The following is a 24,703-nucleotide window of genomic DNA, read 5'->3' as shown; positions in this document are numbered from 1 at the left end:
AGGGCCACCCCTATCTCAACGCTCAATTCATTCTTGTGTCCGCTTGCCGGGTGATTTGCCGGGTGGCACCATCACAAACGGCAAAAAGCCCGGTCGGCACGCGCAAGGGCGATGCCTGCCGAACTTGCTTCGAACATGTCGAATGAGCCGCGCGCATAGGCTGATTCGCCCTGGCCGTCAACCGCAAGCCGAAGAGCGGCGGACCGATCGCAAAGCCGAACGCGGTCGAAGGCTTAGCGCCCTGCCCAGCCCCACATCACTACTGTGGCGGTTTGTCGGCCAGGTCGCCGAATGCGTCCGCGACCGAAGGGGTCTTGGGAGCAGGTTTCGGCGCTGGTTTGGTCTCAGGCTTCGGCTTCGGCTCCGCCTTTGGCGCGGGCCCTGACGCAGCAGGCTTGGCGGCGGGCGCCGACACCGGCTTCGGGCTCGTAGCCGGTGCGGGTGTGGCGGCGGCGGGCTTGGGCGCGGGGGTTGTTGCGGGCTTCACCACCGGCGCTGCGGCCGGCTTGGCGAGAGGCGCTGGCGTCGCAGCGGGCGGGCCCGCCGCGGGTTTGGCAGCCGTCGACGCAGCCATCGGCACGACCACCAACGGCTTTGCCAAGGCGGCGAGCTGCGCCCCCATCACCCCATCGACTGCCTTGGAAATCACCGGCACTTCATACCGCATCGGGCCGCCGACATTATACTCCCACACGATCCGGGTGCCCTTGTCGACCTTGCTGATCGCGATCGTCAGCACCCCGGTCACCGGCTCGCTTTGCAGCGGGCCGAGGTTGCCGACCATCCGCAGCGCGGATTCCGGATAGGCCTGCACCACCCGCATGTGCTCGACACTGCCTTCGAGGGTAAAGCGCCCCGGCTCGTCAACCTCGGGGATGGTCTCGCAGAAACACCCCCCGGCCTGGGGGACGAGCGTCAGGTTCTTGGCACTGCCTGACCACGTGTGTTCCGAGGTCCACCACGTCGCGGGCGAGATGAGCGCAAGCCACACCTCCTTCGGGCTGGCCTTGACCACGACTTCGTGGCGCGAGACGAAGCTGTTGTCGGTTGCGCGCGTCACCTCGGCCGAAGCGGAGTTGCCCCACGCCACCGCCGCAAGGCCAACCAGCGCCGTGCGCGCGCCAAAGTGAAGCTTCATGACAAGACCCTCCCCTATGATCCGTGCCGAACGCTGGGCCAAAAGCGTGGGGGACACAAGTCCCGCTCGGCTCAGCTGGCGAGGATGGCGTCGATCTGACCTGCGACGGTGTCGATCGCGGCCATCCCGTCAACCCGGGTCACAATCCCGCGCGCTTCGTAGCCCGGCAGGATCGGCGCGGTCTTGGCGCGGTATTCCTGCATCCGCATCCGCACGGTTTCCTCATTGTCGTCGGGCCGACGCTTGAATTCGGTGCTGCCGCAGGTGTCACACACGCCCGGTGTCTTGGGCGGGTTGGCGGTGTCGTGGTAGAGCGCGCCGCAATTGCCACAGGAGAAGCGGCCGGTGATACGCTCAACCAGCGCGTCCTCGTTCACTTCAAGCTCGATCACATGGTCGAGCAGTCGCCCATTGCGCGCAAGGATCGCGTCAAGCGCGTCAGCCTGCGCAGCCGTGCGGGGATAGCCATCAAAGATCGCTCCCGTTTCGGGCGCCATCGCAGCGAGTTCCGCGTCGATCAGATCGGAGACGATCTCGTCCGAAACCAGTTCGCCGCGCTCCATCACTTCCTTGGCGCGGAGCCCGACCGGGGTGCCAGCCTTGACCGCGGCGCGCAGCATGTCGCCGGTCGAAAGCTGGCGCATGCCATGCCGCTCGACCAACCCTGCGCTTTGCGTTCCCTTACCCGCGCCGGGAGGACCAAGAAGAATGATGTTCACGAACCGTCCCCCAATATCGCCTCGGGTCTTCGCCCGGCGCATTCGTTCAGACCAGTGGGTTCGACCAAGCAGGGGCCTGCGTCAAGCCGACTCATGTCGGATATCAGCGCATCCGCCCCTTGAGCTTCGCCTTCTTGATGAGATCGCCATATTGCAGGGCCAGCAGGTGCGACTGGATCTGGCTGATCGTATCGACTGTCACGTTCACGACGATCAGCAGGCTGGTACCGCCGAGGAACAGCGGAATGCCGGTCTGCGCGATCATGTATTCGGGCACCACGCAAACTACCGTAAGGTAGGCCGCGCCGATCACGGTGATACGGGTCAGCACATATTCGAGATAATCCGCCGTCCGCTTACCAGGACGAATACCGGGGATCGACCCGCCGTTCTTCTTCAGGTTGTCGGCCGTTTCCTCGGGGTTGAACACCACCGCGGTGTAGAAGAAGCAGAAGAAGATGATCCCGATCGCATAGAGCGTCATGTAGAGCGGCTGACCATGCGCTAGGTACTGGTTCAACGCCTGCAGCACCGAATAGAAGCTGCTGTTGGTGTCAACCGAGCTGCCCGCAAACTGCGTGATCGTCAGCGGCAGGAGCAAAAGCGAACTGGCGAAGATCGGCGGGATCACGCCCGCAGTGTTGATCTTGAGCGGCAGGTAAGACCGCTCGGCCTGCATCATGCCGCGCTGGGTTGCGCGCTTGGGATACTGGATCGTCAGGCGACGCTGGGCGCGCTCCATGAAGGCGATCAGCAGGATCAGCGCGACGACCATGACGAGGAAGGCAATGATGATCCAGGGCGCAATCGAGCCAGTGCGGCCACCTTCGAACAGGTTGGTGGCAAAGCTCGGGAACTGGGCCACGATACCGGCCATGATGATCAGCGAGATGCCATTGCCGATACCGCGACTGGTGATCTGCTCGCCCAGCCACAGCAGGAACATGGTGCCGCCAACGAGGTTGATGACCGCAACGACACGGAACATGTAACCGGGGTTGACCACCGCCGCGAGGCCGTTCTGCGCGGCGAAGCTTTCAAGCCCCACCGCGATCGCATAGCCTTGAATGATGCACAGCAGCACCGCGCCATAGCGGGTGTACTGGTTGAGCTTCTGACGCCCGCTTGCGCCTTCTTTCTTCAGCGCGGACAGCGCCGGGTGCAGGGCCGAAGCCATCTGCACCACGATCGAGGCGGTAATATAGGGCATCACGCCGAGCGCGATGAGGCTCATGCGCTCAAGGCTGCCGCCCGAAAAAGCGTTGAACAGGTCGAGGATGCCGCCGCGGGTCTGTTGGTACAGTTCGCTCAGGATCAGCGGGTTGACGCCAGGCAGCGGCACAAAGCTGAGGAAGCGAAAGACAATCAGCGCCCCGATCGTGAACCAGATGCGCTGCTTGAGCTCGGTCGCCTTGGCAAAGTTGCCAAGGTTCAGATTGCTCGCGATATTGTCGGCGCGTGATGCCATGTCGTTCTGTCAGTCCTAGCTCTTGATCCGGTGATGATGGCTGACTTGCAACCATCCCGAACCATCCTGTGCGCGCCTGTGCTGCAAGAGCTGGCCCTGCATCAGAAGGGCCCATCCGGCGCGCGAGAGCGTAAATAGGGAGCGCGGGGGCACTTGTCGAACCCCCGCGCATCACCTTTTGTCGATTACTTCGCCTTGGCCGCCTTGTTGGCGTCGCGGCGAGCAAGCTTCTTCTCGTGCTCGGGCGTGGCAACCGGGGCCACTTCGACAGAGCCGCCGGCCTTTTCGACCGCAGCAATGGCACCCTTGGTCGCACCGGTGACGGCGAAGGCGACCTTGGCGGTGAGCTCACCCTTGCCAAGCAGACGCACACCATCCTTGCCGCCGCGCACCAGACCGGCAGCACGCAGCGCGTCCTCGGTCACGGTCGCCTTGGCATCGAGCTTGCCGCTGTCGATGAACTTCTGGATCATGCCGATGTTCACTTCGGCGTAGTCCTTGCCGAAGGGGTTGTTGAAGCCGCGCTTCGGCAGGCGCATGTGAAGCGGCATCTGGCCGCCTTCGAAGCCCTTGATCGCCACGCCGGAACGGGCCTTCTGGCCCTTCTGACCGCGGGCCGAGGTCTTGCCCTTGCCCGAGCCGATACCACGGCCAACACGGATGCGGCCCTTGCGGGCACCGGCATTGTCGCGGATGTCATTCAGTTTCATAGTCTTGCACTCGCTGAAGTTTATCCCAGCGAAAGCTGGGACATGAGGTTAGCTCTGCCGCAGAGAGGACGCGCTGACCGCCCTGGATCCCGGCTTTCGCCGGGATGACGGGGGAGGACGAATTCCTCCCCGCCACAGTATCTTAGTCGATCACCTGCACCAGATGCGGGATCTTCGCGATCGCGCCGCGCACCTCGGGGGTGTCCTGACGCTCGACGATCTTGTGCATCTTGTTCAGCCCCAGACCGATGAGGATCTGGCGCTGACTGGCGGGGCGACGGATCGGCGAACCGACCTGCTTGATCTTGATGGTAGCCATCTTCGATTACTCCGCAATCGCGGCAGCGTCGGCTTCCGCCTCAGCTGCACTGGCCCCGCCCCGACCCAGGAGGTCGGCAACCTTCTTGCCGCGACGCTGGGCGACCGACTTCGGCGAAGTCTGGTCGGTCAGCGCGTCGAAGGTGGCGCGGATCATGTTGTAGGGGTTCGACGTACCGACCGACTTGGTCACCACGTCGGCGACGCCGAGGCTTTCGAACACAGCGCGCATCGGACCGCCGGCGATGATGCCGGTACCCGGAGGCGCGGTGCGGACGGTCACCTTGCCCGCGCCGAAACGGCCATTGCCGTCATGGTGCAGGGTGCGGCCTTCCTTGAGCGGAACGCGGATCATCTTCTTGCGCGCCGCGGCAGTTGCCTTGGTGATCGCTTCGGGCACTTCGCGGGCCTTGCCGTGGCCGAAGCCGACGCGGCCCTGACCGTCGCCGACCACGACCAGCGCTGCAAAGCCGAAGCGCTTGCCGCCCTTTACCGTCTTGGAGACGCGGTTGATGTGCACCAGCTTTTCGATGATGCCGTCATCTTCTTCCTGCTTGGGCCCACGACGGTCGTCACGACCGCCCCGACCACGTCCGCGCTCGCCGCCTTCGCGGTTGCCGCCACGGCCACGGCCACGACGGCCCTGCGCTTCACCGGCATCGCCAGCAATGTCGCCGGTCACTTCGGGGGTTTCGATGGTGTTCTCGTCAGCCATAATCAGAACTCCAGCCCGCCTTCACGGGCGGCATCGGCCAGCGCCTTGACGCGACCATGGAACAGGAACCCGCCGCGATCGAACACGACAGTGGTCACGCCCGCCTTCTTGGCAGCTTCGGCAATCGCCTTGCCGACCTCGACAGCAGCATCGACATTCGCGCCGCTTGCCTTGGCACCGAGCGTCGACGCTGCAGCAACAGTCTTGCCGGCTGCATCATCGATGATCTGGGCGTAGATGTGACGACCGGTGCGGTGCACCGACAGACGGGGCTTGCCACCGGCACGCGCACGCAGAGCGGTGCGAACGCGGCGACGGCGCCGTTCGAAAAGGGAAAGCTTTGCCATCTTATCTCTTCTTCCCTTCCTTGCGGAAGATAAACTCGCCCTTGTAGGCAATCCCCTTGCCCTTGTAGGGCTCGGGCTTGCGCCAACGGCGGATTTCGGCGGCAAACTGGCCAACGGCCTGCTTGTCGGTCCCGGAAATCTCGATCGTGGTCTGGTCCGGGGTCTTCACCTCAAGACCCTCGGGCACCGGCAGGTCGACATCGTGGCTGTAGCCGAGCTGCAGCTTCAGATTGCGACCCTGCGCATTGGCACGGTAGCCGACGCCCTTGATGATCAGCACCTTGGTGAAGCCGTCGGTGACGCCTTCGACCAGGTTCGACACCAGCGTGCGCTGCATGCCCCAGAAGGCCCGCGCCTGACGGCTGTCATTGGCGGGCTTGACCGAGATCTCGCCCTCTTCGACCTTGTAGTCGATCAGGTCGGACAGACCCAGGGTCAAGGTGCCCTTGGGGCCCTTCACCGTGAGAGTGCCGTTGTCGATCGTGGCGGTAACACCGCCCGGGATCGCCACCGGCTTTTTACCGATGCGGCTCATCAGAACACCTCCGCCAGGACTTCGCCACCGACGTTGTGGCTGCGTGCTTCGGCATCCGAGAGCACGCCGCGCGGCGTCGAGACGATCGTGATGCCAAGGCCGTTACGGATCGTCGGCAGTTCCTTGGAACCCGAATAGACCCGGCGACCCGGCTTGGAGACGCGGGCCACGTGCTTGATCGCGGGCTCGCCTTCGAAATACTTCAGTTCGATCCGCAGCGCGGGGTGCTTGCCCGAATTGTCTTCGCTGTAGCCACGGATGTAGCCTTCACGCTGAAGCACTTCGAGCACGCTTGCGCGAAGGTTGCTCGCGGGCGTGAGCACGGAGTCCTTCTTCGCACGCTGGCCGTTGCGGATGCGGGTGAGCATATCACCCAGAGGATCGGTCATAGCCATTGTTCAGTCCTCACCAGCTCGACTTGGTCAGACCGGGAATCATCCCGCTGTTGCCGAGTTGACGCAGTTCGATGCGGTTGATGCCGAACTTGCGGTAATAGCCGCGCGGGCGGCCGGTGGTGGCGCAACGGTTGCGGACCCGGGTCGGGTTCGCATTGCGCGGAAGCTCTGCCATCTTGAGCCGGGCGACCAGGCGCTCCGTCTCGTCGAGGGACTCGTCATTCGCGATCGCCTTCAGCTTCTCGTACTTCGCAGCGTACTGCTTGACGAGCTTCTTGCGACGCTCATTCTTGTTGATGGAACTCAGTTTCGCCATGGACTTAAGCTCTCTTGCCTAGTGTCTTTTGGGGGAAGCGGCTCACGCCGCCTCCTTCTGTTCGGTTGCCTTTGCGCCGGGTGCTTCGCCCTGGAAGGGGAAGCCGAACAGACGCAGCAATTCGCGCGCCTCTTCATCGGTCTTGGCGGTGGTGGTGACGATGATGTCCATCCCACGCACCTTCTCGATCTTGTCGTAGCTGATTTCGGGGAACACGATCTGTTCCTTCAGCCCCATCGCGTAGTTGCCGCGGCCATCGAACGACTTGGCGTTCAGCCCGCGGAAGTCGCGGATGCGCGGCATGGCCACGGTCACCAGACGATCAAGAAATTCGTACATACGCTCGCGGCGCAAGGTGACCTTGCAACCGATCGGCATGCCTTCACGCAGCTTGAACTGCGCAATCGACTTCTTGGCGACGGTGATGACCGGCTTCTGACCAGCGATCAGGGCCATTTCCTCAGCAGCCGTCTGGACCTTCTTCTTGTCCTGACTCGCTTCGCCGACGCCCATGTTGAGCGTGATCTTCTCGAGCTTGGGGACTTCGAGACGGTTCTTGTAGCCGAACTTCTCGGTCATCGCCTTCACGATTTCCGCGTCGTACTTGGCCTTCATCCGGGCGGTATAATCAGCCATCGATGGTCTCCCCACTCTTCACGGCGACGCGGACCTTCTTGCCGTCCTTCGTTTCGAAACGGACGCGCGTGGCCTTGCCGGTCTTGGGATCAGCAAGCGCAACCTTGGAGATGTGCATCGGAGCCGGGAAACGGTCGATGCCACCCTGCGGGTTCTGCTGGCTGGGCTTGCGGTGACGGGCAGCGATGTTCACGCCCTCGACAACGACCTTGCCGTCCTTCGGCATGACCTGAGCGACCGTACCGGTACGACCCTTGTCCTTGCCCGACAGCACGACGACGCTGTCACCCTTCTTGATCTTCGCAGCAGCCATCACAGCACCTCCGGAGCGAGCGAAATGATCTTCATGAAGCCGCGCGAACGCAGTTCACGCACCACCGGGCCAAAGATACGGGTGCCGATCGGCTCCTCGTTCTTGTTGACCAGCACGGCAGCATTGCTGTCGAAACGGATCACGGTGCCGTCGGGACGACGGACGTCCTTGCGGGTGCGGACGATCACGGCGCGATGAACATCGCCCTTCTTGACCTTCGCGCGCGGCTGCGCCTCCTTGATGGAGACGACGATCACATCGCCGACGCCCGCGGTCCGACGCTTCGACCCGCCCAGCACCTTGATGCACTGGACGCGCTTGGCGCCGCTGTTGTCCGCGACGTCGAGATTGGATTGCATCTGGATCATTGATCCGTCTTCCTTCTCACTGGCTTACCAGGACGCCCGATCCGACCGGGGCCTGACAGTTCCGATTACGCCTAATTCAGTTACCCGCAGCTGCCACGTCGAGGTCGGCTTCCACCGCCTGCACGCCGCCTGCCACAACCCGGTCCTTGACGATCCAGGTCTTGGTCTTGGACATCGGGCGGGTCTCTTCGATCCGCACCACGTCACCCACGGTGTATTCATTGGTTTCGTCGTGCGCGTGATACTTCTTCGAACGACGGATGATCTTCCCGTACAGCGGGTGCTTCACCTTGCGTTCGACCAGCACGGTCACGGTCTTGTTGGTCTTGTCGGAGGTCACAGTCCCGACGAGGATGCGCTTGGGCATTGTGCTACTCCTTACGCCTTGGCGGCGGCGGTTTTAGCCGCGCGCTCGTTTTGCAGCGTCTTGATCTGCGCGATGGTCCGGCGCACCTGACGGATGCGCGACGGAGCTTCGAGCTGGTTGGTCGCAGCCTGGAACCGCAGATTGTACTGCTCGCGCTTCAGCTCGGTGAGCTCGGCGGACAGCTGATCATCGGTCTTGGTGCGAAGGTCCGCAAAGTCGGCCATTATTCGCCTCCCAGGTGGCTAGTGTCGCCGAGACGGGCGACAACCTTGGTCTTGATCGGCAGCTTCATGGCTGCACGCTCGAACGCTTCGGCCGCGAGCGGGCCGGCAACGCCGTCGAGTTCGAAAAGGATGCGACCCGGCTTGACGCGGGCTGCCCAATATTCGACCGAACCCTTGCCCTTACCCTGACGGACTTCGGCAGGCTTCTTCGTCACCGGCACATCGGGGAAAACGCGGATCCAGAGACGGCCCTGACGCTTGATGTGACGCGTGATCGCGCGGCGCGCCGCTTCGATCTGACGGGCGGTAATCCGCTCGGGTTCCAGAGCCTTGAGACCATAGGAGCCGAAGTTGAGGGTGGTGCCACCCTTGGCTTCGCCCTTGATCCGTCCCTTGAACTGCTTGCGGAACTTGTGCTTTTTCGGTTGCAACATGGTCTGTTACCTCAACGAGCCGGACGGACGCCGGAAGTCTGCGCTTCCATCATCAGGCGGTCCTGGGCGGTCGGATCATGGGCGAGGATCTCACCCTTGAAGATCCACACCTTGATACCGATGATCCCGTAGGCGGTGAGCGCCTCGCACTCGGCATAATCGATGTTGGCACGCAGCGTGTGCGCCGGAACGCGGCCTTCACGATACGATTCAACCCGGGCGATTTCCGCACCACCAAGACGGCCGCCGCAGGTGATCTTGATCCCCTCGGCACCGAGCCGGATGGCCGACTGCATCGCGCGCTTCATCGCCCGGCGGAACGCCACGCGGCGCACCAGCTGATCGGCGATACCCTGCGCAACGAGCTTGGCGTCGATTTCCGGCTTGCGGATTTCAACGATGTTCAGCTTCACGTCGCTCGCGGTCATGGTCGCCAGCTTCGAGCGCAGCTTTTCGATGTCTGCGCCCTTCTTGCCGATGATCACGCCGGGACGCGCCGCATAGATCGACACGCGGCACAGCTTGGCCGGACGCTCGATCACCACCTTCGAAACTGCCGCCTGCGGCAGGTTCTTCATGATGTACTTGCGGATTGCGACATCTTCCTTGAGCAGCTGCGCATAGTCACGCCCTTCGGCGTACCAGCGGCTGTCCCAGGTGCGGTTGATCTGCAGGCGCAGACCGATCGGATTGCTCTTCTGACCCATCTTAGGCCTCCTCTGCTTCGCGAACGACGATCCGCAGACGCGAGAACGGCTTGAGGATCCGGGTCGACTTGCCGCGGCCACGGGTGTGGAAGCGCTTCATCGTCACCGACTTGCCCACGCTCGCTTCAGCGACGATCAGCGCGTCGACATCGAGGTTGTGGTTGTTTTCCGCGTTCGCGATCGCGGAGGCGAGCACCTTGCTCGCATCGCGCGCCATCGCCCGCTTCGAAAAGGCGAGGATGTTCATCGCCTCTTCGGCCTTCTTGCCACGGATCAGAGCGGCCACGAGGTTGAGCTTCTGCGCCGAACCACGGATCGTGGTGCCGACGGCCAGCGCCTCGTTATCGCCCACGCGGCGGGGTGCCTTTGCCTTGCTCATCAGCGCTTGCCCTTCTTGTCGGCAGCGTGACCGGGGAAGGTGCGCGTGGGCGCAAATTCACCAAGCTTGTGGCCGACCATTTCTTCCGAAACCGAAACGGGAATGAACTTGTGCCCGTTATAGACATTGAAGGTGAGCCCGACGAACTGCGGCAGGATCGTCGAACGCCGCGACCAGGTCTTGATCGGCTTGGCGTTCGTGGTTTCCTGCGCTGTCTCTGCCTTCTTCAGCAGGCTCAGCTCGACAAACGGACCTTTCCAGACGGAACGTGCCATCGTCTCTTACCTCTTCTTCTTCGCGTGACGCGAACGGATGATCATCTTGTCCGTCTGCTTGTTGTGGCGCGTGCGAGCACCCTTGGTCGGCTTGCCCCATGGGGTCACCGGGTGGCGACCGCCTGAGGTCCGGCCTTCACCACCACCGTGCGGGTGGTCGACCGGGTTCTTCGCAACACCGCGGGTCAGCGGGCGGACGCCCATCCAACGCTTGCGGCCTGCCTTGGCAAAGTTCTGGTTGCCGTTGTCGGGGTTCGACACGGCGCCCACAGTGCCCATGCAATCGGCGCGCAGGTAACGCTGCTCACCCGAGTTCAGGCGAACGATGACCATCGCGCGGTCACGACCGACGACCTGCACATAGGTGCCGGCCGAACGGGCGATCTGACCACCCTTGCCCGGCTTCATTTCGACATTGTGGCAGATCGTGCCGACCGGCATCTGACCCAGCAGCATCGCATTGCCCGGCTTGGTATCGACCTTTTCGCCAGCGACCACAGAATCGCCGACAGCAAGACGCTGCGGAGCGATGATGTAGGCCTGCTCACCATCTTCGTACTTTACCAGCGCGATGAAGGCGGTGCGGTTGGGGTCATATTCCAGACGCTCAACGGTGGCCGGCATGTCCCACTTGCGACGCTTGAAGTCGATGAAGCGGTACTTCTGCTTGTGACCACCGGCGATCCCGCGCGAGGTGACATGGCCCTTGTTGTTACGACCGCCGGTCTTGTGCTTACCTTCGGTAAGCGCCTTGAGCGGCTTGCCCTTGTAGAGCGCGGACTTGTCGACCAGAATCAGACCGCGGCGAGCGGGACTGGTCGGTTTATAGTTCTTGAGTGCCATTGTTCGTGTCCTGTCCCTTGGCCTCAGATACCGCTGGTGATGTCGATCATTTCACCCTCGGCGAGGGTGACAATGGCCTTCTTCACGTCGCTGCGCTGATAGGCCTTGCCCTTCCAGCGCTTGGTCTTGCCCTTCTGGACCAGGGTGTTCACGGCGACGACCTTCTTGTCGTAGATCGCCTCGATCGCTTCCTTGATCTGGGGCTTGGTCGCCGAGTTGGCGACCTTGAAGACCACTGCGTTGTTCTCGGACGCGAGGGTCGACTTTTCGGTGATGTGCGGCGCGATGATCACGTCGTAGTGACGCGCATCGACAGTCTGCTTCTTAGCCATTGAAGCGCGCCTCCAGCTTTTCGACAGCAGCCTTGGTCAGCACCAGCGTGTCGTGGTTGAGGATGTCGTAGACGTTGGCGCCCATGGCCGGCATCACGTTGATGCCCGGCAGGTTGCCCGCAGCCTTCTTGAAGCCTGCGTCGACCTGTTCGCCGTCAATCACCAGCACCTTGCCCGCAAAGCCGGCCTTGGCGAGGTGGCCCTTGAGCACCTTGGTCTTGGCTTCGGCGAGTTCCAGCGTGTCGACCACGACGAGACCGTCCTTGGCCTTGCTCGAAAGCGCCATCTTGAGGCCGAGCGCACGGATCTTCTTGTTGAGCGACTGCTCGAAGTCACGCTTGCGCGCGCCGTGGGCCTTACCGCCGCCGATGAAGATCGGAGCGGCACGATCGCCGTGACGAGCGGTACCGCCGCCCTTCTGCTTGCCGAACTTCTTGCCGGTGCGGGCCACATCCGAACGCTCACGCGTCGGGCGAGCGGTGCCGCGGCGGTTCTCGAGCTGCCAGGTCACGACCCGGTGCAGGATGTCAGCGCGCGGCTCGATGCCGAACACGTCGTCCGAAAGCTCGATGTCTGCGCCCTTGACCGCAGTACCGTCGATGTTCTGAACCTTGATCTTCATGGCTCAGCCTTCCTTGTTTTCTTCAGTGGCCGGAGCGTCGGTCTCGACGGCTTCGGTCACGACCACATCTTCGGCAGCAGCTTCGACAACCGAGGGGGCCTCGTCAGCCTGCGGGGCCTTCTTGTCGAGCACGGCGCCGGGGAACGGCACGCCTTCGGGAAGCGGCAGCTTCACGGCGTCGCGGACCAGCAGCCAGCCATTCTTCGCGCCCGGGACCGAACCCTTGACGAAGAGGAGACCGCGCTCGGCGTCGGTGCGGACGATTTCGAGGTTCTGCTGGGTGCGCTGACGGTCGCCCATGTGGCCGGCCATCTTCTTGCCCTTGAACACGCGGCCCGGATCCTGACGGTTACCCGTCGAACCGTGGGCACGGTGGGAGATCGACACACCGTGGGTGGCGCGCATACCGCCGAAGCCCCAACGCTTCATGGCGCCGGCAAAGCCCTTACCCTGCGTGTGGCCGGTGATGTCGACCATCTGACCAGCGATGAAATGCTCGGCACTGATGGTCGCGCCGACCGGCACGAGGCCATCGGCGTTTTCGACGCGGAATTCAGCGACGCGCTTCTTCAGGCCGACATCGGCCTTGGCGAAATGTTCACGCTGCGGCTTGGCAACGTTCTTCTGCTTGGCTTCGCCCGCGCCGAGCTGGACGGCAAAGTAGCCATCACGGTCTTCGGTGCGGTGCGAAACCACCTGGCAATCTTCCAGCGCGAGAACGGTCACAGGCACGTGCCGTCCGTCCTCCTGGAAGAGGCGGGTCATCCCGACTTTCTTTGCGATAACGCCGGTGCGCATCGTCAGTTACTCCTCAACAGAGGCACCCTACGGACCATCCGCAAGGTGCATGGCAGGCCACAGCGCCAGACGCTGCAGCCCAGTTCAGCCCGAATTGTCATGCATCGCCCCGTCCGGGCTGAGTGCTCCTGCTGGCCGGATGGCCGCTGGAGCGAGACGGGGGACGCAGCCCGGATGGTATCATCCGGCGGTATCCACCCTATCGTCAGGTGAGGCGCACAAGGCCTCAACGATAGAGGCCCCCACCGAAGCGGGGGCATTTCGGCTGGCTTAGGCCAGCTTGATCTCGACGTTCACGCCGGAAGCCAGATCGAGCTTCATCAAAGCATCGACGGTCTGGGCGTTGGGCTGCACGATATCGAGCAACCGCTTGTAGGTGCGAACTTCGAACTGCTCGCGCGACTTCTTGTCGACGTGCGGACCGCGGTTCACGGTGAACTTCTCGATACGCGTCGGCAGGGGAATGGGGCCACGAATAAGAGCGCCGGTGCGGCGGGCCGTATCAGCGATCTCACCAGTGGCCTGGTCGAGAACGCGGTGGTCGAACGCCTTAAGGCGAATACGGATATTCTGAGCTTCCATGTCCTACTACCGATGCGAAAGAGCCAAGGAGCAACCGGTCACCCGGTATTTCCCAAAAACAAAGGCCGGCCCCGCTCATTCCGGTTTCCCGAGAGCGGGCGGCCTTCTTCAAAACTCGTGACAGACGGGACGAATCTCGTCTGCGGATGCGCGCCTATACGGAGCGTGTTGGATTCTGGCAAGGGCCAAGTGGAAGGAAATTGCGCGGGGGTGAAATGACCTCGCGCGACCGCCGAAACTGCCCTGCCCCATCCCCTCGCCGCGCGGCCGGACCGGGGAATCGGCAGCCATTTTGGCGAGGCCTAGGCCTCACACAAAAAGGCCCGGCAGCTCCACTGAGCGGCCGGGCCAATTTTGCGTTCAGCCAGCTCCCAGCCGGGAGCAGGACCTTACTTGGTGATCTTGGCGACGACGCCCGAACCCACGGTACGGCCACCTTCGCGGATCGCGAAGCGCAGACCTTCGTCCATGGCGATCGGTGCGATGAGCTTCACGCCGATCGAAACGTTGTCGCCCGGCATCACCATTTCGGTGCCCGCGGGAAGGATCACTTCGCCGGTCACGTCGGTGGTGCGGAAGTAGAACTGCGGGCGGTAGTTGGCGAAGAACGGCGTGTGACGGCCACCTTCATCCTTCGACAGCACGTAGACTTCGGCTTCGAACTCGGTGTGCGGCTTCACGGTGCCGGGCTTGCAGAGAACCTGGCCACGCTCGACTTCTTCACGGGCGACGCCGCGGATCAGGGCGCCGACGTTGTCGCCAGCTTCACCGCGATCGAGCAGCTTGCGGAACATTTCCACGCCGGTGACGGTGGTCTTGCGGGTGTCCTTGATGCCGACGATTTCGACTTCGTCACCCACGTTGACGATGCCGGTTTCGATACGGCCGGTCACCACGGTGCCGCGACCCGAGATCGAGAACACGTCTTCGATCGGCATCAGGAACGGCTTGTCGACCGGACGGTCGGGCTGCGGGATGTAGCTGTCGACGGCTTCGATCAGGGCAATGACCGAGTCCTTGCCGATGTTGTCGTCGCGGCCTTCGAGCGCGGCCAGAGCCGAACCCTTGACGATCGGAATATTGTCGCCGTCGAAGTCGTACGAGCTCAGCAGCTCGCGCACTTCGAGTTCGACGAGCTCGAGGATTTCCTCGTCGTCAACCTGGTCAACCTTGTTCATGTACACGACCAGCGCCGGCACGCCGACCTGACGGGCGAGCAGGATGTGCTCGCGGGTCTGGGGCATCGGGCCGTCAGCAGCGTTCACCACCAGGATCGCGCCGTCCATCTGGGCGGCACCGGTGATCATGTTCTTCACATAGTCAGCGTGACCCGGGCAGTCGACGTGAGCGTAGTGACGCGCAGCCGATTCGTACTCGACGTGGGCGGTCGAGATGGTGATCCCGCGCTCACGCTCTTCCGGAGCCTTGTCGATGTTGGCGAAATCGACAGCGGCGCCGCCGTAGGTTTCAGCCATCACCTTGGTGATCGCGGCGGTCAGCGTGGTCTTGCCATGGTCAACGTGACCGATGGTGCCGATGTTGCAGTGCGGCTTATTCCGCTGGAACTTTTCCTTGGCCATTTCTCTGGTGTACCTTCTTGAATGAAACGATGTGTTCGCGGGAGAACGGCGGTGCCCGCTGAATCAGGCGCCGCCCCTAGACTGCCGAAGCGGCTTAGGCAAGTTTCTCCTTGACCTCGGCTGCGACGTTGGCCGGAACCTCGTCATAGTGCGAGAATTGCATGGAGTACTGCGCACGCCCTTGCGTGAACGAACGCAGTTCATTGACATAGCCGAACATGTTGGCGAGCGGCACGAAGGCCTCCACCGCCTGGGCATTGCCGCGCGTGTCGGTGCCCTGGATCTGTCCGCGCCGGCTGTTGAGGTCGCCGATGACATCCCCGAGGTAATCATCGGGGGTCACCACTTCAACCTTCATGATCGGCTCGAGCAGCTTGATGCCCGACTTCTGCGCGACTTCACGCATGGCACCGCGCGCAGCGATTTCGAACGCGATCGCGCTCGAGTCGACGTCGTGGTACGCACCATCGGTCAGCTTGATGCTGAAGTCGATGATCGGGAAGCCGACCAGGTGACCGCTGGCCGCCTGTTCGCGGAAGCCCTTTTCGATCGCCGGGATGTATTCGCGCGGAATGTTCCCGCCCTTGATCTGGTCTTCGAAGACGACGCCCTGACCACGCTCACCCGGGGTGACGGTGACCTTGACGCGGCCGAACTGGCCCGAGCCGCCCGACTGCTTCTTGTGGGTGTAATCGACTTCGACCTCGCGGGCGAGGTATTCGCGGTAAGCCACCTGCGGCGCGCCGACATTGGCTTCGACCTTGAACTCGCGGCGCATGCGGTCGACGATGATGTCGAGGTGCAATTCGCCCATGCCCTTGATGATCGTCTGCCCCGATTCATGATCGGTCGACACGCGGAACGAGGGGTCTTCAGCCGACAGGCGGTTGAGCGCGATGCCCATCTTTTCCTGGTCAGCCTTGGTCTTGGGCTCCACCGACAGTTCGATCACCGGCTCGGGGAATTCCATCCGCTCAAGAACGATCGGCGCCTTTTCTGCGCAGAGCGTGTCGCCGGTGGTGGTTTCCTTCATCCCGGCCAGCGCGATGATGTCACCCGCGAAGGCTTCATCGACGTCCTTGCGCTCGTTCGCATGCATTTCGAGCATACGACCGACCTTTTCCTTCTTGTCCTTCACCGAGTTCAGGTAGGTGCCCTTGGTGAGCGCGCCCGAATAGATGCGGATGAAGGTGAGCGAGCCGACGAAGGGATCGTTCATGACCTTGAAGGCGAGCGCGCTGAACGGCGCGTCGTCCGTCGGCGGACGGCTGTCAGCCTCGTCGCTGTCCATCTTGACGCCCTGGACGTCAGGAATGTCGAGCGGCGACGGCAGGTAGTCGACCACAGCGTCGAGCAGGGGCTGCACGCCCTTGTTCTTGAACGCCGAACCGCAGCACACCGGCACAAACGACTGATTGAGCGTGCCCTTGCGGATCAGCGCCTTCAGGGTCGCCACGTCAGGCTCGTTGCCTTCGAGATAGGCTTCCATCGCCGCGTCGTCCTGTTCGACGGCGAGTTCGATCAGCTCGCTACGATAGACCGCCGCTTCGTCCGCCAGATCGGCCGGGATGTCTTCATAGACGAACTCGGCGCCGAGCGACTCATCCTTCCAGATGATCGCACGGTTGTGCACGAGGTCGACGAGACCCTTCAGATCGGCTTCGATGCCGATGGGAAGGTAAAGCACAGCCGGGCGCGCACCCAGACGGTCGATGATCGACTGGACGCAATACTTGAAGTTCGCGCCGGTGCGGTCGAGCTTATTAATAAAGCACATGCGGGGCACGCCGTACTTGTCGGCTTGACGCCAAACAGTTTCGGACTGGGGCTCAACCCCGGCCACGCCGTCGAAGCAGGCTACGGCGCCGTCGAGTACGCGCAGCGAACGTTCAACTTCGATCGTGAAGTCCACGTGTCCCGGCGTGTCGATGATGTTGATGCGGTGCTCCGGACCACCGGCGACCGACCAGAAGCAGGTCGTGGCGGCCGAGGTGATCGTGATCCCGCGCTCCTGCTCCTGCTCCATCCAGTCCATCGTCGCCGCGCCATCGTGCACTTCGCCGATCTTGTAGGACTTGCCGGTGTAGAACAGGATCCGCTCGGTCGTGGTGGTCTTGCCGGCGTCGATATGCGCCATAATGCCGATATTGCGGTAGCGGTCGATCGGATGGCTGCGTGCCATGAGAAATTCCTTGGTGTTGGAGGAGCGGCCCGGTCCTGCAAGAGGCCCGCAGCGCGCTCCATATAGTGATGATTGTGACAGCCGGAAGACCCTTCCCCCGGCTGCCCACAATCAGCGTGTTACCAGCGGTAGTGCGAGAAGGCGCGGTTCGCATCCGCCATGCGGTGCGTGTCTTCGCGCTTCTTCACCGCGTTGCCGCGGTTGTTGGCCGCATCCAGCAACTCACCCGACAGACGCGCTGCCATGGTGGTTTCCGGACGACCGCGCGCTGCATTGATCAACCAGCGGATCGCCAGCGCCTGAGCACGCTCGGGGCGCACTTCCACCGGCACCTGATAGGTCGCACCACCAACGCGGCGGCTGCGCACTTCGACCTGCGGCTTCACATTGTTCAGCGCATCATGGAACAGCTGGATCGGGTCCGCCTTGGCCTTGGCCTCGACAGTCTGGAGCGCGTTGTACACGATACCTTCAGCGACGGCCTTCTTACCATCATACATCAGGTTGTTCATGAACTTCGACAGGATCTGATCACCATACTGGGGATCGGGCAGGATGACCCGCTTTTCGGGACGACGACGACGTGACATGGCACGAATTCCTTTTTCTTGCCCCACCCCTCATTCGTCACCCCGGCGAAGGCCGGGGCCCAGAGGCGGAAAGGCGGTAAACTCAAGAAGCCTTGGGAACTGGATCCCGAACTACGCTCGCTTGTGGCGAGCTATTCGGGATGACCTGTCCCCCGGACAGGTCACTTCGGACGCTTGGCGCCGTACTTCGAGCGGCTCTTGCGGCGATCCTTCACACCCTGGGTGTCGAGCACGCCGCGCAGGACGTGGTAACGCACACCGGGAAGGTCGCGCACACGCCCGCCGCGGATCAGCACCACCGAGTGCTCCTGCAGGTTGTGGCCTTCGCCCGGGATGTAGCTGATGACTTCGCGCTGGTTGGTCAGGCGGACCTTGGCCACCTTGCGCAGCGCCGAGTTCGGCTTCTTCGGGGTCGTCGTGTAGACGCGGGTGCAAACGCCGCGCTTCTGCGGGTTCTGCTCCATCGCAGGGACCTTGGACTTGGCCTTCTGCGGAACGCGGCCCTTGCGGACCAGCTGGTTGATTGTCGGCATTAAGTTCTCACTTCACCTGATGAGGGTGGAACGGGTGCCAGAGAATGTAGGAGGAGAAGAATAAGCCAATTCGTCATCCCGGGCCTGATCCGGGACCGCACTCCGCCAGCGCATGGCCCGCGGCACGGGATCCCGGCGTTCGCCGGGATGACGAAGAGACTGAAACGCTCCACCCGCAAATCCGGCCCTTCGGCCACCGGGTTACTTTGACGGCTGCCCCTCTGCTGGAGAGAGACGAGGCCGCCAATGTTCAGCTCGCTTTCCGAGGGAGCCCCCCCGGAAGGATGCGCGCCCTTAGGCGGGTTTGGGTTGGGGGTCAAGGGTGGGCGTTGGATAACCAGTCCGTCTAAATGTAATCCATCCAATTCACGATTTCAGCATCATCCACATCAATCTCTATTTGATTATTTTGGTTATCGAAGAGAATTAAGTTATTACAAGCGAACCGCGCAGACGGAACAATCAGGCCATCGACGCCTAAAAAGCTTAGGGCCGCTCCAATTTCTTGTGACTTCGACGGCGGAAATTCATCCATAGCGGCATAATTGCGTCGCTCATAGTTCTGAACATCTACACCCAGCGAAGCAAGATTAGGAAGACTAAGTGCGACTACCGAACGCGCGGCGACACTAAGTGAGTGCACCTTAATTGGTTTTGACGGGGGTGGAGTAAGAAGAGCCATCCAACTAGCCATCTCGTGAATGGCACCCTCCTTGTCAAAACTGGTATAAAGCACCGGGTTCGATGTAATGGATGACGGCGGAGCCCACCTCCCGCCATTGTAAGAGAAAGCCATCGGATCTCGCGAATACCCGGTCGCACGCCACACTTGACCATTAAATGGCTCTGGATCAAATTCAGCTAGTTTTTCAACTAGTTCCGGGTCGTGGACCCAAGATGAACCATCATGAATAGATGCCATCACGCATTCGCCCAATAAGCGTAATTACAGCTTCAAAGTGCCCATCCCTAATAAGCTCAGCAGGAGATTTGTCATTCAATAACCTCTGACGGGAGAATATAAATTGACGCGCTTCACGCGGACTATAGAGGTCATTTAGCTGGTCAACAATGTATTCAAGCTCCAATAGTTTTTGTTCAGTTCGAGCATGTGGATACGCTTTGCCCTGATTCCACCGAGAGACAGTCTCTGGGCGGGTCCCAAGCAAATTAGCGACTTCGTTATCGCGCATGTCGCCCTTTTCCCTAAGGGATTCTAGCTTGCGCGCAAGTGCTGTCATGACAATTTTACCTCAGAAATTACCTAGTTACTGGCCTTCGCGCTGACGGCGCGACTCTGGAATTCGAGCAACCGAGGCAGCTTCAAAAGACTCTGCCATGTGCGAAAGTACTCCTCGGACTCGCCCCATCCGGCGATGCTTACTTGCAAGCGCACTATTAAGCGCGTCGTCTGAAAAATTCAGCGAAGCTGCTGAAGCAAGCAAATCAGATTGCGGACGTACAAAGCGATCCATAAAAATGGAAACTCGCTGAGAATCGGGTACTGAAGATACCATTTCGATCTGTCTTGCATGCGAATAGCAATAATGTCGGCCAGGGTGCTCCAGCATATCGCGCATCCCACGTGAACAACAACGCGTGTCACGGCAGGCGTGCAGGCTGCGCATTCGGCTGGAATGCTCAAGTAGCATCTGCGCGCGCTCACGCTTCACAAGCATATCCAAGTTTTGCAAATAAATGCGAGGCGCCGGTGTATGCGGGATACCTGAAGGAGGTCGACGCCAACCGGATGCGCGGAACCCTTCGAACATCATTACCCCATGCGCAACACCGCCAACCGCTCCGAAAGCAAGTGAGGCAAGCGCTGGAATTCCGGCCACACAATCCGCAATCAGCGGAATGCCCAATGAATGAAACTCTTCCACCGCTTGGACAAACGCTTGAATCTTGTCCGCTGACGCGTCTGCACCAAAGTTTTCAATCCTTAGCCACAGTGCGTCGGCCTCAACATTGCGAAGCCCTTCGACTATAGCCGCGCGCTCATCCGTGTTACGCAGCACCTGTATCGGAACAGATAGGGAATAAATCATCCCCACGGAGCTCGGAAGGATCGCCTTCAATCGACGTGAGACATGCCGGTCAATTGCAAACCACGGGTCATTCGCACTGGAAAGGACGTGAGTTGGAGCAATCAAAGCCGAAAACGAATGGTCAGCCAAATACTGAGCAATTTCATCTGCTCGCCGAAATCCATTTTGCCCATCATAATCGTCGCGTGTAGCAATCCGCCCCAGCCCCCAAGGCAAGTTCCCCAAACCCGGATTAAACCCCCCAACGAACGCAGCTGGTTGCGACTTGGTATCCAAGATCACATCCAAGCCTCGATCAGCAGCGGCATTCATTAGCTCCCGGTGACGGGAGGCGTTCTGAGCGTCGATGACCAAGCCGAGGTAAGCCTGCTCACCTTCCGCTAAAAGGTTCGCAACCGTTTGATGGTCATTCCGACCAATCCTCAGATAATATCCGAACCTTTGCGGTGAGGGGCGTAACGGGGCCGGACGCGGCAGATGCACGACGTTTGACATGATGATTTCCTTGATGTCAATATTTGCATATCAATTGACATTTTGATTGTCAATCTCGCCGGTGAAGCGCAATAGGCTCCACCCTCCCCCTCCCCGAGTCACCGTCTGTAGCCCTGCCGAGGACCGGCGCGTCCGGCTAGGCCCCCTGCTTCACGCAATCGAGGGCGCTATGCGGGCGCTCGGTTTTGCCACCGGCAGGGCGGGGTTGGACGCGGGGGGTGGTGACTCCGCCACGCTTACATAAGCGTTGTGGCTCCGCCCCTCCCCCGGCCCCTCCCACGAGGGGAGGGAAGAAGGGGTGGCTCCGCCCTCCCTCGTCATTGCGAGCGTAGCATGGCAATCCAGAGCGGTCCGCGTAACGCTCTGGATTGCCACGGCGCCTTCGTCGCCTCGCAATGACGTGAGAGGGTGGCGGCGGGCGCCGACACCTCCGCGTCTCCCTTCCCTCTGCGTCTCTGCGTGAACCCCTCTGGCCCATCGCGCCGCCCTCTTCGTGTCTTCGTGTGAGCCAGCACGCCGAGGCACGCCCCTACCCCCGACCCCTCCCCTGAAGGGGAGGGGAGATTGCGTTTTCCTACTCCCCCGAAACCTGCAATCCACCCCTGCCCCATGCCCGAGCGCACGCCCTCCCCTGCTCCGCCCTCAACCCCGCCGCGCGACACTCTGCTCGTCAACAAGCGCAAGACGCAGCGGCAGGCGACCTCGCGGGTGGCGTTTGCGGAGATGCTCATTCCCGAGGATGATCCGCTGCTCGACTTCCTGCCCTATTGCCATAGGGCGCCGCGCGGGAACTCGATCACGCCCGATGTGCAGCGCGCCTTCATCTACCAGCTGGCGATGACGGGCATCGTCACGCAGGCGGCGACCAAGGTCGGCAAGAGCCTCGAGGCGCTCTACAAGCTGCGCGAGCGGCCGGGCGCGGAGGATTTTCGGCGGGCGTGGGACGCGGCGCTCGAATGGGGGCGGCTCAGGCTCGAGGATTGCGCGATGGAGCGGGCGATTCACGAGGGCGCGCACAACCCGCGCGCCAATGCGATGATCTGCTGGGTGCTCCAGCACCGCAGCCGCCACATGGTCGATGCGCGGCAGGTGAAGCGCGGCCACTGGCTGTGGGAGCGGATCCACCACGAGATCACCGGGCGGTGGTCGGAGGAGGAGGAGGAGGAGGCGTAACCCTCAGCCGGCGAGGTAGGCGACCAGCGCCTTGACCTTCTTGGAGCGCCATTGCGGCGGGGGGGCGAGCAGCCAGTAGGCGCGGGTGCCGGGCTCGGGCTCGGTCAGGGCGGTGAGGGCGCCGCTGGCGATGGCGCGCTCGGCCAGCGCGAGGGGGAGGATCGTGCGCCCCATCCCCGCCAGCGCCGAGGCGAGCGCCTGTCCGGGGGAGCCGGCGCGGATGCAGGGGTTGATGCCGTCGGGCAGCGTCATGCCCGGCCAGTCGATCCACGCCTCGCGATACGCGGGCGCGGCGACGGTGACGCGCAGGGCGGGGGCGAGTTGCACGCCCTGGAGCTCGCCCGGCCCGTCGACCAGCCGGATCGCGAGATCGAGGTTCGCCTCGGTGAAGTCGGCATGTTCGTCGGGGGCGAGGATGTACTGGACGCCCGGGGTGCCCGCCTGGAACGTGGCGAGGCGAGGGGCGAGCCACTCGGCGTAGAATTCACGCGGGACAGCGATGGTGTAGCGGTCGGAGGCCTGGCCCGCCTGCATCGCGGCGACGCTCTCCTCGAACCTGAGGAAGCCTTCGCGCAAGGGGTCAAGGCCCGCCTCGCCTTCCGGGGTGAGTTCGAGGCCCTTGGAGGTGCGGCGGAAGAGGACCACGCCGAGCACGTCCTCGAGCGCGCGGATCTGCTGGCCGACGGCGGCGGGGGTGACGGCGAGTTCGTCCGCGGCGCGGGTGAAGGAGAGGTGCCGCGCGGCGGCGTCGAACACGCGCAAGGCGTTGAGGGGCAAGTGGGTGCGCTTCACGGGCGGTGGATTAGGCCCGCTTTGCGCCTATCGCAAGGGTCAGCGCGGCGTGCGGCCCTCAGCCGTCTCGGGCGCTGCGAGCGGGAAGAAGGGGATGCGCACCTCGGCCGGCGAGCCATCGGCGCGCTCGAAGGTGTAGAACCCCTCCATCGATCCGAACGGCGTCGTCAGCGGGCAGCCCGAGACGTAATCGTGGCTCTGTCCGGGGGTGAGCAGCGGCTGTTCGCCGACCACGCCCTCGCCATCGACATGGTTCACCATCCCGCGCCCATCGGTGATGCGCCAGTGCCGGGTGCGCAGGCGCATCGGCTCGTGCGAGGCGTTCTCGATGCGGATGTGATAGACCCAGAACCACTTGCCCGCCTCGGGATGCGACTGTTCCGGCAGGTAGTTGACGGCTACCCGGACAGTGACCCCATCGGTCGTGGCGGCGTGCTGGAAAAACTCTTTCATGGCGCCTCGCAAGTTAGCGATTCTTTATGGGGTCACAAGAGGGGCAACGTTCTTAATCCACGCTGTATCCCGCTGACCGCAAAATCACACCCGCTGGGAAGGGCAATGGTTTTGCAAGACCTTGGAGGATATCATGCGCGGTCAGGAGGGGGCGCGTCGCAATGCGGACAGAGATCGATCTTGATGCGGCCGCCGCCGCTGGCATCATCGGCGAGGATCAGGCGATTGCTCTGCGCAATTTCCAGGCGCAGCGCGACGGGATGAGCGGCGCGACCTCGGAAAAGTTCCAGATCTTTGGTGGCTATGCCGATCTGGTGATCGCCATCGGCGCGGCCATGGTGCTCATTGCCGTGGCAATCGCGGTGGGAATCATGTTCGAGCCGCACAACACCGGCGCAAATCTGCTGGGGACAGCCGTCTGTGCGGGCACTGCGCTGGCCCTGTTCCGGCTGACCGAGCGTATCAATCTGCGGGCGTCCCCTGCCATGGGGCTGGTGCTGACGATCGCCTTCGGGGGCTTCGGCTTCTTCGCGATCCTGGGCGCCATGATGGTGACGTACATGCTGCTTTTCGCCGACAGGGCGATCACCCGGTATGAGGAGATTTTCCTGTTCATCGCAATCGCCATCCATTGTGCCACCATGCGGCGGCACTGGGTGCGCTTCGGCTTTCCTCCCACCCCCGCGCTGGTCGCGGGGGCCTACGCCTTCGTGGCGCTGGCAGGGATCACCGGGATGGTCGGGATGGACCTGCGCTGGCCGGTCGCGGCCGCAGCCTTGCTGATCGCGAGCGGCGCGATGATCGCGGGCATCTGGTGGGATTTGACCGACATACGGCGCGAGACCGAGCGTTCGCAGACCGCCTTCTGGCTGCATTGCGTTGCCGGGGTGTTGATGAGCCGCGCGCTGTTTTCGCTGCTGACCGGCTCGCAGATGGTCGATGGCGAGTTGATTTTCACCGGTCTTTCGTTCGCTCAGTTCCCCTGGGTGCTGGCGATGGTGCTGGGGGCGGCGTTGCTGTCGCTGCTGCTCGACCGGCGCTCGCTGCTTGTCGGTAGCCTGCTGCCGACGGTCGGCATTTTCGATGTCGGGAATAATGGCGAGGCAGCGATCATGGCAGGATTCGCGCTGGCGGGCACGGCCCTGATCTTTTTCAGCACCTCATGGGTGAAGCTGCGCACAGGCCTGTTGGCGCTGTTGCCCACCCGCATCGCGGCCCAGCTGCCGCGCACCAGCCTGATGGCCGAAGGTCAACGACCCACGCGCCGCCACAAGCAATTGTGGCGATTGCGATGAGCCGGGACAATGCCCCCC

Annotated in this window: 35 protein-coding genes; 2 read left to right on the top strand and 33 right to left on the bottom strand. The window is 62.5% G+C overall.

The genetic code is table 11. The annotated features are described in order from the left end of the window. Window positions 1–259: 259 nt before the first annotated feature. The 31 genes from ACLBKT_RS04135 to ACLBKT_RS03985 form a co-directional block, all read right to left on the bottom strand. Window positions 260–1,138 carry an SRPBCC family protein gene (locus ACLBKT_RS04135; protein WP_410181692.1) on the bottom strand — a complete coding sequence of 293 codons (879 nt, stop codon included), beginning with the start codon at window positions 1,136–1,138 and terminating at the stop codon, window positions 260–262. A 71-nt stretch (window positions 1,139–1,209) separates the two neighbouring features. After that, a complete protein-coding gene (locus ACLBKT_RS04130) occupies window positions 1,210–1,857 on the bottom strand; it encodes an adenylate kinase (RefSeq protein WP_410181691.1) in 648 nt (215 codons plus the stop codon). Between the two features lie 103 nt (window positions 1,858–1,960). Then, the gene (secY, locus tag ACLBKT_RS04125) at window positions 1,961–3,325 is read right to left on the bottom strand and encodes a preprotein translocase subunit SecY (RefSeq protein ID WP_166546623.1); all 1,365 of its coding nucleotides are present in this window, start codon (window positions 3,323–3,325) and stop codon (window positions 1,961–1,963) included. Between the two features lie 185 nt (window positions 3,326–3,510). Beyond that, entirely contained in the window at window positions 3,511–4,035 is a 525-nt protein-coding gene (rplO, locus tag ACLBKT_RS04120; RefSeq protein ID WP_410181690.1) for a 50S ribosomal protein L15, read from the bottom strand. Window positions 4,036–4,177: 142 nt separating this feature from the next. Beyond that, the gene (rpmD, locus tag ACLBKT_RS04115; RefSeq protein ID WP_072675046.1) at window positions 4,178–4,354 is read right to left on the bottom strand and encodes a 50S ribosomal protein L30; all 177 of its coding nucleotides are present in this window, start codon (window positions 4,352–4,354) and stop codon (window positions 4,178–4,180) included. A gap of 6 nt (window positions 4,355–4,360) precedes the next feature. Further along, window positions 4,361–5,068 carry a 30S ribosomal protein S5 gene (gene rpsE, locus ACLBKT_RS04110; RefSeq protein ID WP_410181689.1) on the bottom strand — a complete coding sequence of 236 codons (708 nt, stop codon included), beginning with the start codon at window positions 5,066–5,068 and terminating at the stop codon, window positions 4,361–4,363. 2 nt (window positions 5,069–5,070) lie between these two features. Next, the gene (gene rplR, locus ACLBKT_RS04105; RefSeq protein WP_160761276.1) at window positions 5,071–5,415 is read right to left on the bottom strand and encodes a 50S ribosomal protein L18; all 345 of its coding nucleotides are present in this window, start codon (window positions 5,413–5,415) and stop codon (window positions 5,071–5,073) included. Between the two features lies 1 nt (window position 5,416). Further along, window positions 5,417–5,950 (bottom strand): 50S ribosomal protein L6, encoded by a 534-nt coding sequence (rplF, locus tag ACLBKT_RS04100; RefSeq protein ID WP_410181688.1) that lies wholly within the window; start codon window positions 5,948–5,950, stop codon window positions 5,417–5,419. Then, window positions 5,950–6,345 (bottom strand): 30S ribosomal protein S8, encoded by a 396-nt coding sequence (gene rpsH, locus ACLBKT_RS04095; protein ID WP_160761278.1) that lies wholly within the window; start codon window positions 6,343–6,345, stop codon window positions 5,950–5,952. The genes rplF and rpsH overlap by 1 nt, the downstream gene beginning before the upstream one ends. A 10-nt stretch (window positions 6,346–6,355) precedes the next feature. Continuing rightward, a complete protein-coding gene (rpsN, locus tag ACLBKT_RS04090; RefSeq protein ID WP_086609106.1) occupies window positions 6,356–6,661 on the bottom strand; it encodes a 30S ribosomal protein S14 in 306 nt (101 codons plus the stop codon). Window positions 6,662–6,703: 42 nt separating this feature from the next. Beyond that, window positions 6,704–7,297, bottom strand: a complete 594-nt coding sequence (gene rplE / locus ACLBKT_RS04085) for a 50S ribosomal protein L5 (RefSeq protein ID WP_410181687.1) — start codon at window positions 7,295–7,297, stop codon at window positions 6,704–6,706. Then, the gene (gene rplX, locus ACLBKT_RS04080) at window positions 7,290–7,610 is read right to left on the bottom strand and encodes a 50S ribosomal protein L24 (RefSeq protein ID WP_410181686.1); all 321 of its coding nucleotides are present in this window, start codon (window positions 7,608–7,610) and stop codon (window positions 7,290–7,292) included. The genes rplE and rplX overlap by 8 nt, the downstream gene beginning before the upstream one ends. Next, window positions 7,610–7,978, bottom strand: coding sequence for a 50S ribosomal protein L14 (gene rplN / locus ACLBKT_RS04075; protein WP_054118166.1), 369 nt, complete (start codon window positions 7,976–7,978; stop codon window positions 7,610–7,612). Before rplN ends, rplX begins: the two co-directional genes overlap by 1 nt. Before the next feature lie 76 nt (window positions 7,979–8,054). Continuing rightward, window positions 8,055–8,345 (bottom strand): 30S ribosomal protein S17, encoded by a 291-nt coding sequence (gene rpsQ / locus ACLBKT_RS04070; protein ID WP_160761282.1) that lies wholly within the window; start codon window positions 8,343–8,345, stop codon window positions 8,055–8,057. Window positions 8,346–8,356: 11 nt separating this feature from the next. Further along, the gene (gene rpmC / locus ACLBKT_RS04065) at window positions 8,357–8,569 is read right to left on the bottom strand and encodes a 50S ribosomal protein L29 (RefSeq protein WP_166546628.1); all 213 of its coding nucleotides are present in this window, start codon (window positions 8,567–8,569) and stop codon (window positions 8,357–8,359) included. Next, entirely contained in the window at window positions 8,569–9,003 is a 435-nt protein-coding gene (rplP, locus tag ACLBKT_RS04060) for a 50S ribosomal protein L16 (RefSeq protein ID WP_160761284.1), read from the bottom strand. Before rplP ends, rpmC begins: the two co-directional genes overlap by 1 nt. Window positions 9,004–9,014: 11 nt before the next feature. Continuing rightward, complete coding sequence (gene rpsC / locus ACLBKT_RS04055) at window positions 9,015–9,710, bottom strand: 30S ribosomal protein S3 (protein WP_410181685.1); 696 nt, start codon at window positions 9,708–9,710, stop codon at window positions 9,015–9,017. 1 nt (window position 9,711) lies between these two features. Continuing rightward, the gene (gene rplV, locus ACLBKT_RS04050; RefSeq protein ID WP_410181684.1) at window positions 9,712–10,089 is read right to left on the bottom strand and encodes a 50S ribosomal protein L22; all 378 of its coding nucleotides are present in this window, start codon (window positions 10,087–10,089) and stop codon (window positions 9,712–9,714) included. Continuing rightward, window positions 10,089–10,364, bottom strand: a complete 276-nt coding sequence (rpsS, locus tag ACLBKT_RS04045) for a 30S ribosomal protein S19 (protein ID WP_088914647.1) — start codon at window positions 10,362–10,364, stop codon at window positions 10,089–10,091. Before rpsS ends, rplV begins: the two co-directional genes overlap by 1 nt. 6 nt (window positions 10,365–10,370) lie before the next feature. Continuing rightward, complete coding sequence (gene rplB / locus ACLBKT_RS04040; RefSeq protein ID WP_166546629.1) at window positions 10,371–11,207, bottom strand: 50S ribosomal protein L2; 837 nt, start codon at window positions 11,205–11,207, stop codon at window positions 10,371–10,373. A gap of 23 nt (window positions 11,208–11,230) precedes the next feature. After that, on the bottom strand, window positions 11,231–11,539 hold the full coding sequence (locus ACLBKT_RS04035) for a 50S ribosomal protein L23 (protein ID WP_410181683.1): 309 nt from the start codon (window positions 11,537–11,539) through the stop codon (window positions 11,231–11,233). Further along, window positions 11,532–12,161 (bottom strand): 50S ribosomal protein L4, encoded by a 630-nt coding sequence (gene rplD, locus ACLBKT_RS04030; protein ID WP_166546630.1) that lies wholly within the window; start codon window positions 12,159–12,161, stop codon window positions 11,532–11,534. The genes ACLBKT_RS04035 and rplD overlap by 8 nt, the downstream gene beginning before the upstream one ends. 3 nt (window positions 12,162–12,164) lie before the next feature. Then, complete coding sequence (gene rplC / locus ACLBKT_RS04025) at window positions 12,165–12,959, bottom strand: 50S ribosomal protein L3 (protein ID WP_410181682.1); 795 nt, start codon at window positions 12,957–12,959, stop codon at window positions 12,165–12,167. Window positions 12,960–13,229: 270 nt separating this feature from the next. Next, window positions 13,230–13,541 (bottom strand): 30S ribosomal protein S10, encoded by a 312-nt coding sequence (gene rpsJ / locus ACLBKT_RS04020; RefSeq protein WP_410181681.1) that lies wholly within the window; start codon window positions 13,539–13,541, stop codon window positions 13,230–13,232. A 389-nt stretch (window positions 13,542–13,930) separates the two neighbouring features. Beyond that, the gene (gene tuf, locus ACLBKT_RS04015) at window positions 13,931–15,121 is read right to left on the bottom strand and encodes an elongation factor Tu (protein WP_410181680.1); all 1,191 of its coding nucleotides are present in this window, start codon (window positions 15,119–15,121) and stop codon (window positions 13,931–13,933) included. A 94-nt stretch (window positions 15,122–15,215) separates the two neighbouring features. After that, entirely contained in the window at window positions 15,216–17,303 is a 2,088-nt protein-coding gene (fusA, locus tag ACLBKT_RS04010) for an elongation factor G (RefSeq protein ID WP_410181679.1), read from the bottom strand. A 119-nt stretch (window positions 17,304–17,422) separates the two neighbouring features. Then, complete coding sequence (rpsG, locus tag ACLBKT_RS04005) at window positions 17,423–17,893, bottom strand: 30S ribosomal protein S7 (RefSeq protein ID WP_101791189.1); 471 nt, start codon at window positions 17,891–17,893, stop codon at window positions 17,423–17,425. Between the two features lie 161 nt (window positions 17,894–18,054). Continuing rightward, on the bottom strand, window positions 18,055–18,426 hold the full coding sequence (gene rpsL, locus ACLBKT_RS04000; protein ID WP_054118152.1) for a 30S ribosomal protein S12: 372 nt from the start codon (window positions 18,424–18,426) through the stop codon (window positions 18,055–18,057). A 346-nt stretch (window positions 18,427–18,772) separates the two neighbouring features. Beyond that, entirely contained in the window at window positions 18,773–19,348 is a 576-nt protein-coding gene (locus ACLBKT_RS03995; RefSeq protein ID WP_410181678.1) for an RES family NAD+ phosphorylase, read from the bottom strand. After that, window positions 19,332–19,667 carry a hypothetical protein gene (locus tag ACLBKT_RS03990; RefSeq protein WP_410181677.1) on the bottom strand — a complete coding sequence of 112 codons (336 nt, stop codon included), beginning with the start codon at window positions 19,665–19,667 and terminating at the stop codon, window positions 19,332–19,334. The genes ACLBKT_RS03995 and ACLBKT_RS03990 overlap by 17 nt, the downstream gene beginning before the upstream one ends. A gap of 27 nt (window positions 19,668–19,694) precedes the next feature. Beyond that, window positions 19,695–20,972, bottom strand: a complete 1,278-nt coding sequence (locus tag ACLBKT_RS03985; RefSeq protein WP_410181676.1) for a hypothetical protein — start codon at window positions 20,970–20,972, stop codon at window positions 19,695–19,697. 609 nt (window positions 20,973–21,581) lie between these two features. On the opposite strand from ACLBKT_RS03985, the gene ACLBKT_RS03980 reads away from it, so the two are divergent. Next, window positions 21,582–22,145 (top strand): hypothetical protein, encoded by a 564-nt coding sequence (locus ACLBKT_RS03980; protein ID WP_410181675.1) that lies wholly within the window; start codon window positions 21,582–21,584, stop codon window positions 22,143–22,145. A 3-nt stretch (window positions 22,146–22,148) separates the two neighbouring features. Here ACLBKT_RS03980 and ACLBKT_RS03975 read toward each other — a convergent pair whose 3' ends face one another. Then, window positions 22,149–22,937: a LysR family transcriptional regulator gene (locus ACLBKT_RS03975; RefSeq protein ID WP_410181674.1), complete on the bottom strand. Its 789-nt coding sequence runs from the start codon at window positions 22,935–22,937 to the stop codon at window positions 22,149–22,151. A 39-nt stretch (window positions 22,938–22,976) separates the two neighbouring features. Further along, window positions 22,977–23,390: a Co2+/Mg2+ efflux protein ApaG gene (apaG, locus tag ACLBKT_RS03970; RefSeq protein ID WP_410181673.1), complete on the bottom strand. Its 414-nt coding sequence runs from the start codon at window positions 23,388–23,390 to the stop codon at window positions 22,977–22,979. A gap of 161 nt (window positions 23,391–23,551) precedes the next feature. Between apaG and ACLBKT_RS03965 the strand changes: the two genes are divergently transcribed. Next, window positions 23,552–24,685, top strand: a complete 1,134-nt coding sequence (locus ACLBKT_RS03965; RefSeq protein WP_410181672.1) for a hypothetical protein — start codon at window positions 23,552–23,554, stop codon at window positions 24,683–24,685. Window positions 24,686–24,703: the final 18 nt, after the last annotated feature.

This window comes from Erythrobacter sp. W302b, assembly GCF_046452395.1.
Taxonomy (GTDB): domain Bacteria; phylum Pseudomonadota; class Alphaproteobacteria; order Sphingomonadales; family Sphingomonadaceae; genus Erythrobacter.
This window is presented reverse-complemented; position numbering and strand designations above follow the sequence as displayed.

Excerpts from the sequence above, each read along its gene's own strand:
- ACLBKT_RS04135 (WP_410181692.1), bottom strand. The coding sequence starts at position 1,138 with ATGAAGCTTCACTTTGGCGCGCGCACGGCGCTGGTTGGCCTTGCGGCG.
- secY (WP_166546623.1), bottom strand. The coding sequence starts at position 3,325 with ATGGCATCACGCGCCGACAATATCGCGAGCAATCTGAACCTTGGCAAC.
- rplO (WP_410181690.1), bottom strand. The coding sequence starts at position 4,035 with ATGAAACTGAATGACATCCGCGACAATGCCGGTGCCCGCAAGGGCCGC.
- rpmD (WP_072675046.1), bottom strand. The coding sequence starts at position 4,354 with ATGGCTACCATCAAGATCAAGCAGGTCGGTTCGCCGATCCGTCGCCCC.
- rpsE (WP_410181689.1), bottom strand. The coding sequence starts at position 5,068 with ATGGCTGACGAGAACACCATCGAAACCCCCGAAGTGACCGGCGACATT.
- rplR (WP_160761276.1), bottom strand. The coding sequence starts at position 5,415 with ATGGCAAAGCTTTCCCTTTTCGAACGGCGCCGTCGCCGCGTTCGCACC.
- rplF (WP_410181688.1), bottom strand. The coding sequence starts at position 5,950 with ATGAGCCGCATCGGTAAAAAGCCGGTGGCGATCCCGGGCGGTGTTACC.
- rpsH (WP_160761278.1), bottom strand. The coding sequence starts at position 6,345 with ATGGCTATGACCGATCCTCTGGGTGATATGCTCACCCGCATCCGCAAC.
- rpsN (WP_086609106.1), bottom strand. The coding sequence starts at position 6,661 with ATGGCGAAACTGAGTTCCATCAACAAGAATGAGCGTCGCAAGAAGCTC.
- rplE (WP_410181687.1), bottom strand. The coding sequence starts at position 7,297 with ATGGCTGATTATACCGCCCGGATGAAGGCCAAGTACGACGCGGAAATC.
- rplX (WP_410181686.1), bottom strand. The coding sequence starts at position 7,610 with ATGGCTGCTGCGAAGATCAAGAAGGGTGACAGCGTCGTCGTGCTGTCG.
- rplN (WP_054118166.1), bottom strand. The coding sequence starts at position 7,978 with ATGATCCAGATGCAATCCAATCTCGACGTCGCGGACAACAGCGGCGCC.
- rpsQ (WP_160761282.1), bottom strand. The coding sequence starts at position 8,345 with ATGCCCAAGCGCATCCTCGTCGGGACTGTGACCTCCGACAAGACCAAC.
- rpmC (WP_166546628.1), bottom strand. The coding sequence starts at position 8,569 with ATGGCCGACTTTGCGGACCTTCGCACCAAGACCGATGATCAGCTGTCC.
- rplP (WP_160761284.1), bottom strand. The coding sequence starts at position 9,003 with ATGTTGCAACCGAAAAAGCACAAGTTCCGCAAGCAGTTCAAGGGACGG.
- rpsC (WP_410181685.1), bottom strand. The coding sequence starts at position 9,710 with ATGGGTCAGAAGAGCAATCCGATCGGTCTGCGCCTGCAGATCAACCGC.
- rplV (WP_410181684.1), bottom strand. The coding sequence starts at position 10,089 with ATGAGCAAGGCAAAGGCACCCCGCCGCGTGGGCGATAACGAGGCGCTG.
- rpsS (WP_088914647.1), bottom strand. The coding sequence starts at position 10,364 with ATGGCACGTTCCGTCTGGAAAGGTCCGTTTGTCGAGCTGAGCCTGCTG.
- rplB (WP_166546629.1), bottom strand. The coding sequence starts at position 11,207 with ATGGCACTCAAGAACTATAAACCGACCAGTCCCGCTCGCCGCGGTCTG.
- ACLBKT_RS04035 (WP_410181683.1), bottom strand. The coding sequence starts at position 11,539 with ATGGCTAAGAAGCAGACTGTCGATGCGCGTCACTACGACGTGATCATC.
- rplD (WP_166546630.1), bottom strand. The coding sequence starts at position 12,161 with ATGAAGATCAAGGTTCAGAACATCGACGGTACTGCGGTCAAGGGCGCA.
- rplC (WP_410181682.1), bottom strand. The coding sequence starts at position 12,959 with ATGCGCACCGGCGTTATCGCAAAGAAAGTCGGGATGACCCGCCTCTTC.
- rpsJ (WP_410181681.1), bottom strand. The coding sequence starts at position 13,541 with ATGGAAGCTCAGAATATCCGTATTCGCCTTAAGGCGTTCGACCACCGC.
- tuf (WP_410181680.1), bottom strand. The coding sequence starts at position 15,121 with ATGGCCAAGGAAAAGTTCCAGCGGAATAAGCCGCACTGCAACATCGGC.
- fusA (WP_410181679.1), bottom strand. The coding sequence starts at position 17,303 with ATGGCACGCAGCCATCCGATCGACCGCTACCGCAATATCGGCATTATG.
- rpsG (WP_101791189.1), bottom strand. The coding sequence starts at position 17,893 with ATGTCACGTCGTCGTCGTCCCGAAAAGCGGGTCATCCTGCCCGATCCC.
- rpsL (WP_054118152.1), bottom strand. The coding sequence starts at position 18,426 with ATGCCGACAATCAACCAGCTGGTCCGCAAGGGCCGCGTTCCGCAGAAG.
- ACLBKT_RS03995 (WP_410181678.1), bottom strand. The coding sequence starts at position 19,348 with ATGGCATCTATTCATGATGGTTCATCTTGGGTCCACGACCCGGAACTA.
- ACLBKT_RS03990 (WP_410181677.1), bottom strand. The coding sequence starts at position 19,667 with ATGACAGCACTTGCGCGCAAGCTAGAATCCCTTAGGGAAAAGGGCGAC.
- ACLBKT_RS03985 (WP_410181676.1), bottom strand. The coding sequence starts at position 20,972 with ATGTCAAACGTCGTGCATCTGCCGCGTCCGGCCCCGTTACGCCCCTCA.
- ACLBKT_RS03980 (WP_410181675.1), top strand. The coding sequence starts at position 21,582 with ATGCCCGAGCGCACGCCCTCCCCTGCTCCGCCCTCAACCCCGCCGCGC.
- apaG (WP_410181673.1), bottom strand. The coding sequence starts at position 23,390 with ATGAAAGAGTTTTTCCAGCACGCCGCCACGACCGATGGGGTCACTGTC.
- ACLBKT_RS03965 (WP_410181672.1), top strand. The coding sequence starts at position 23,552 with ATGCGGACAGAGATCGATCTTGATGCGGCCGCCGCCGCTGGCATCATC.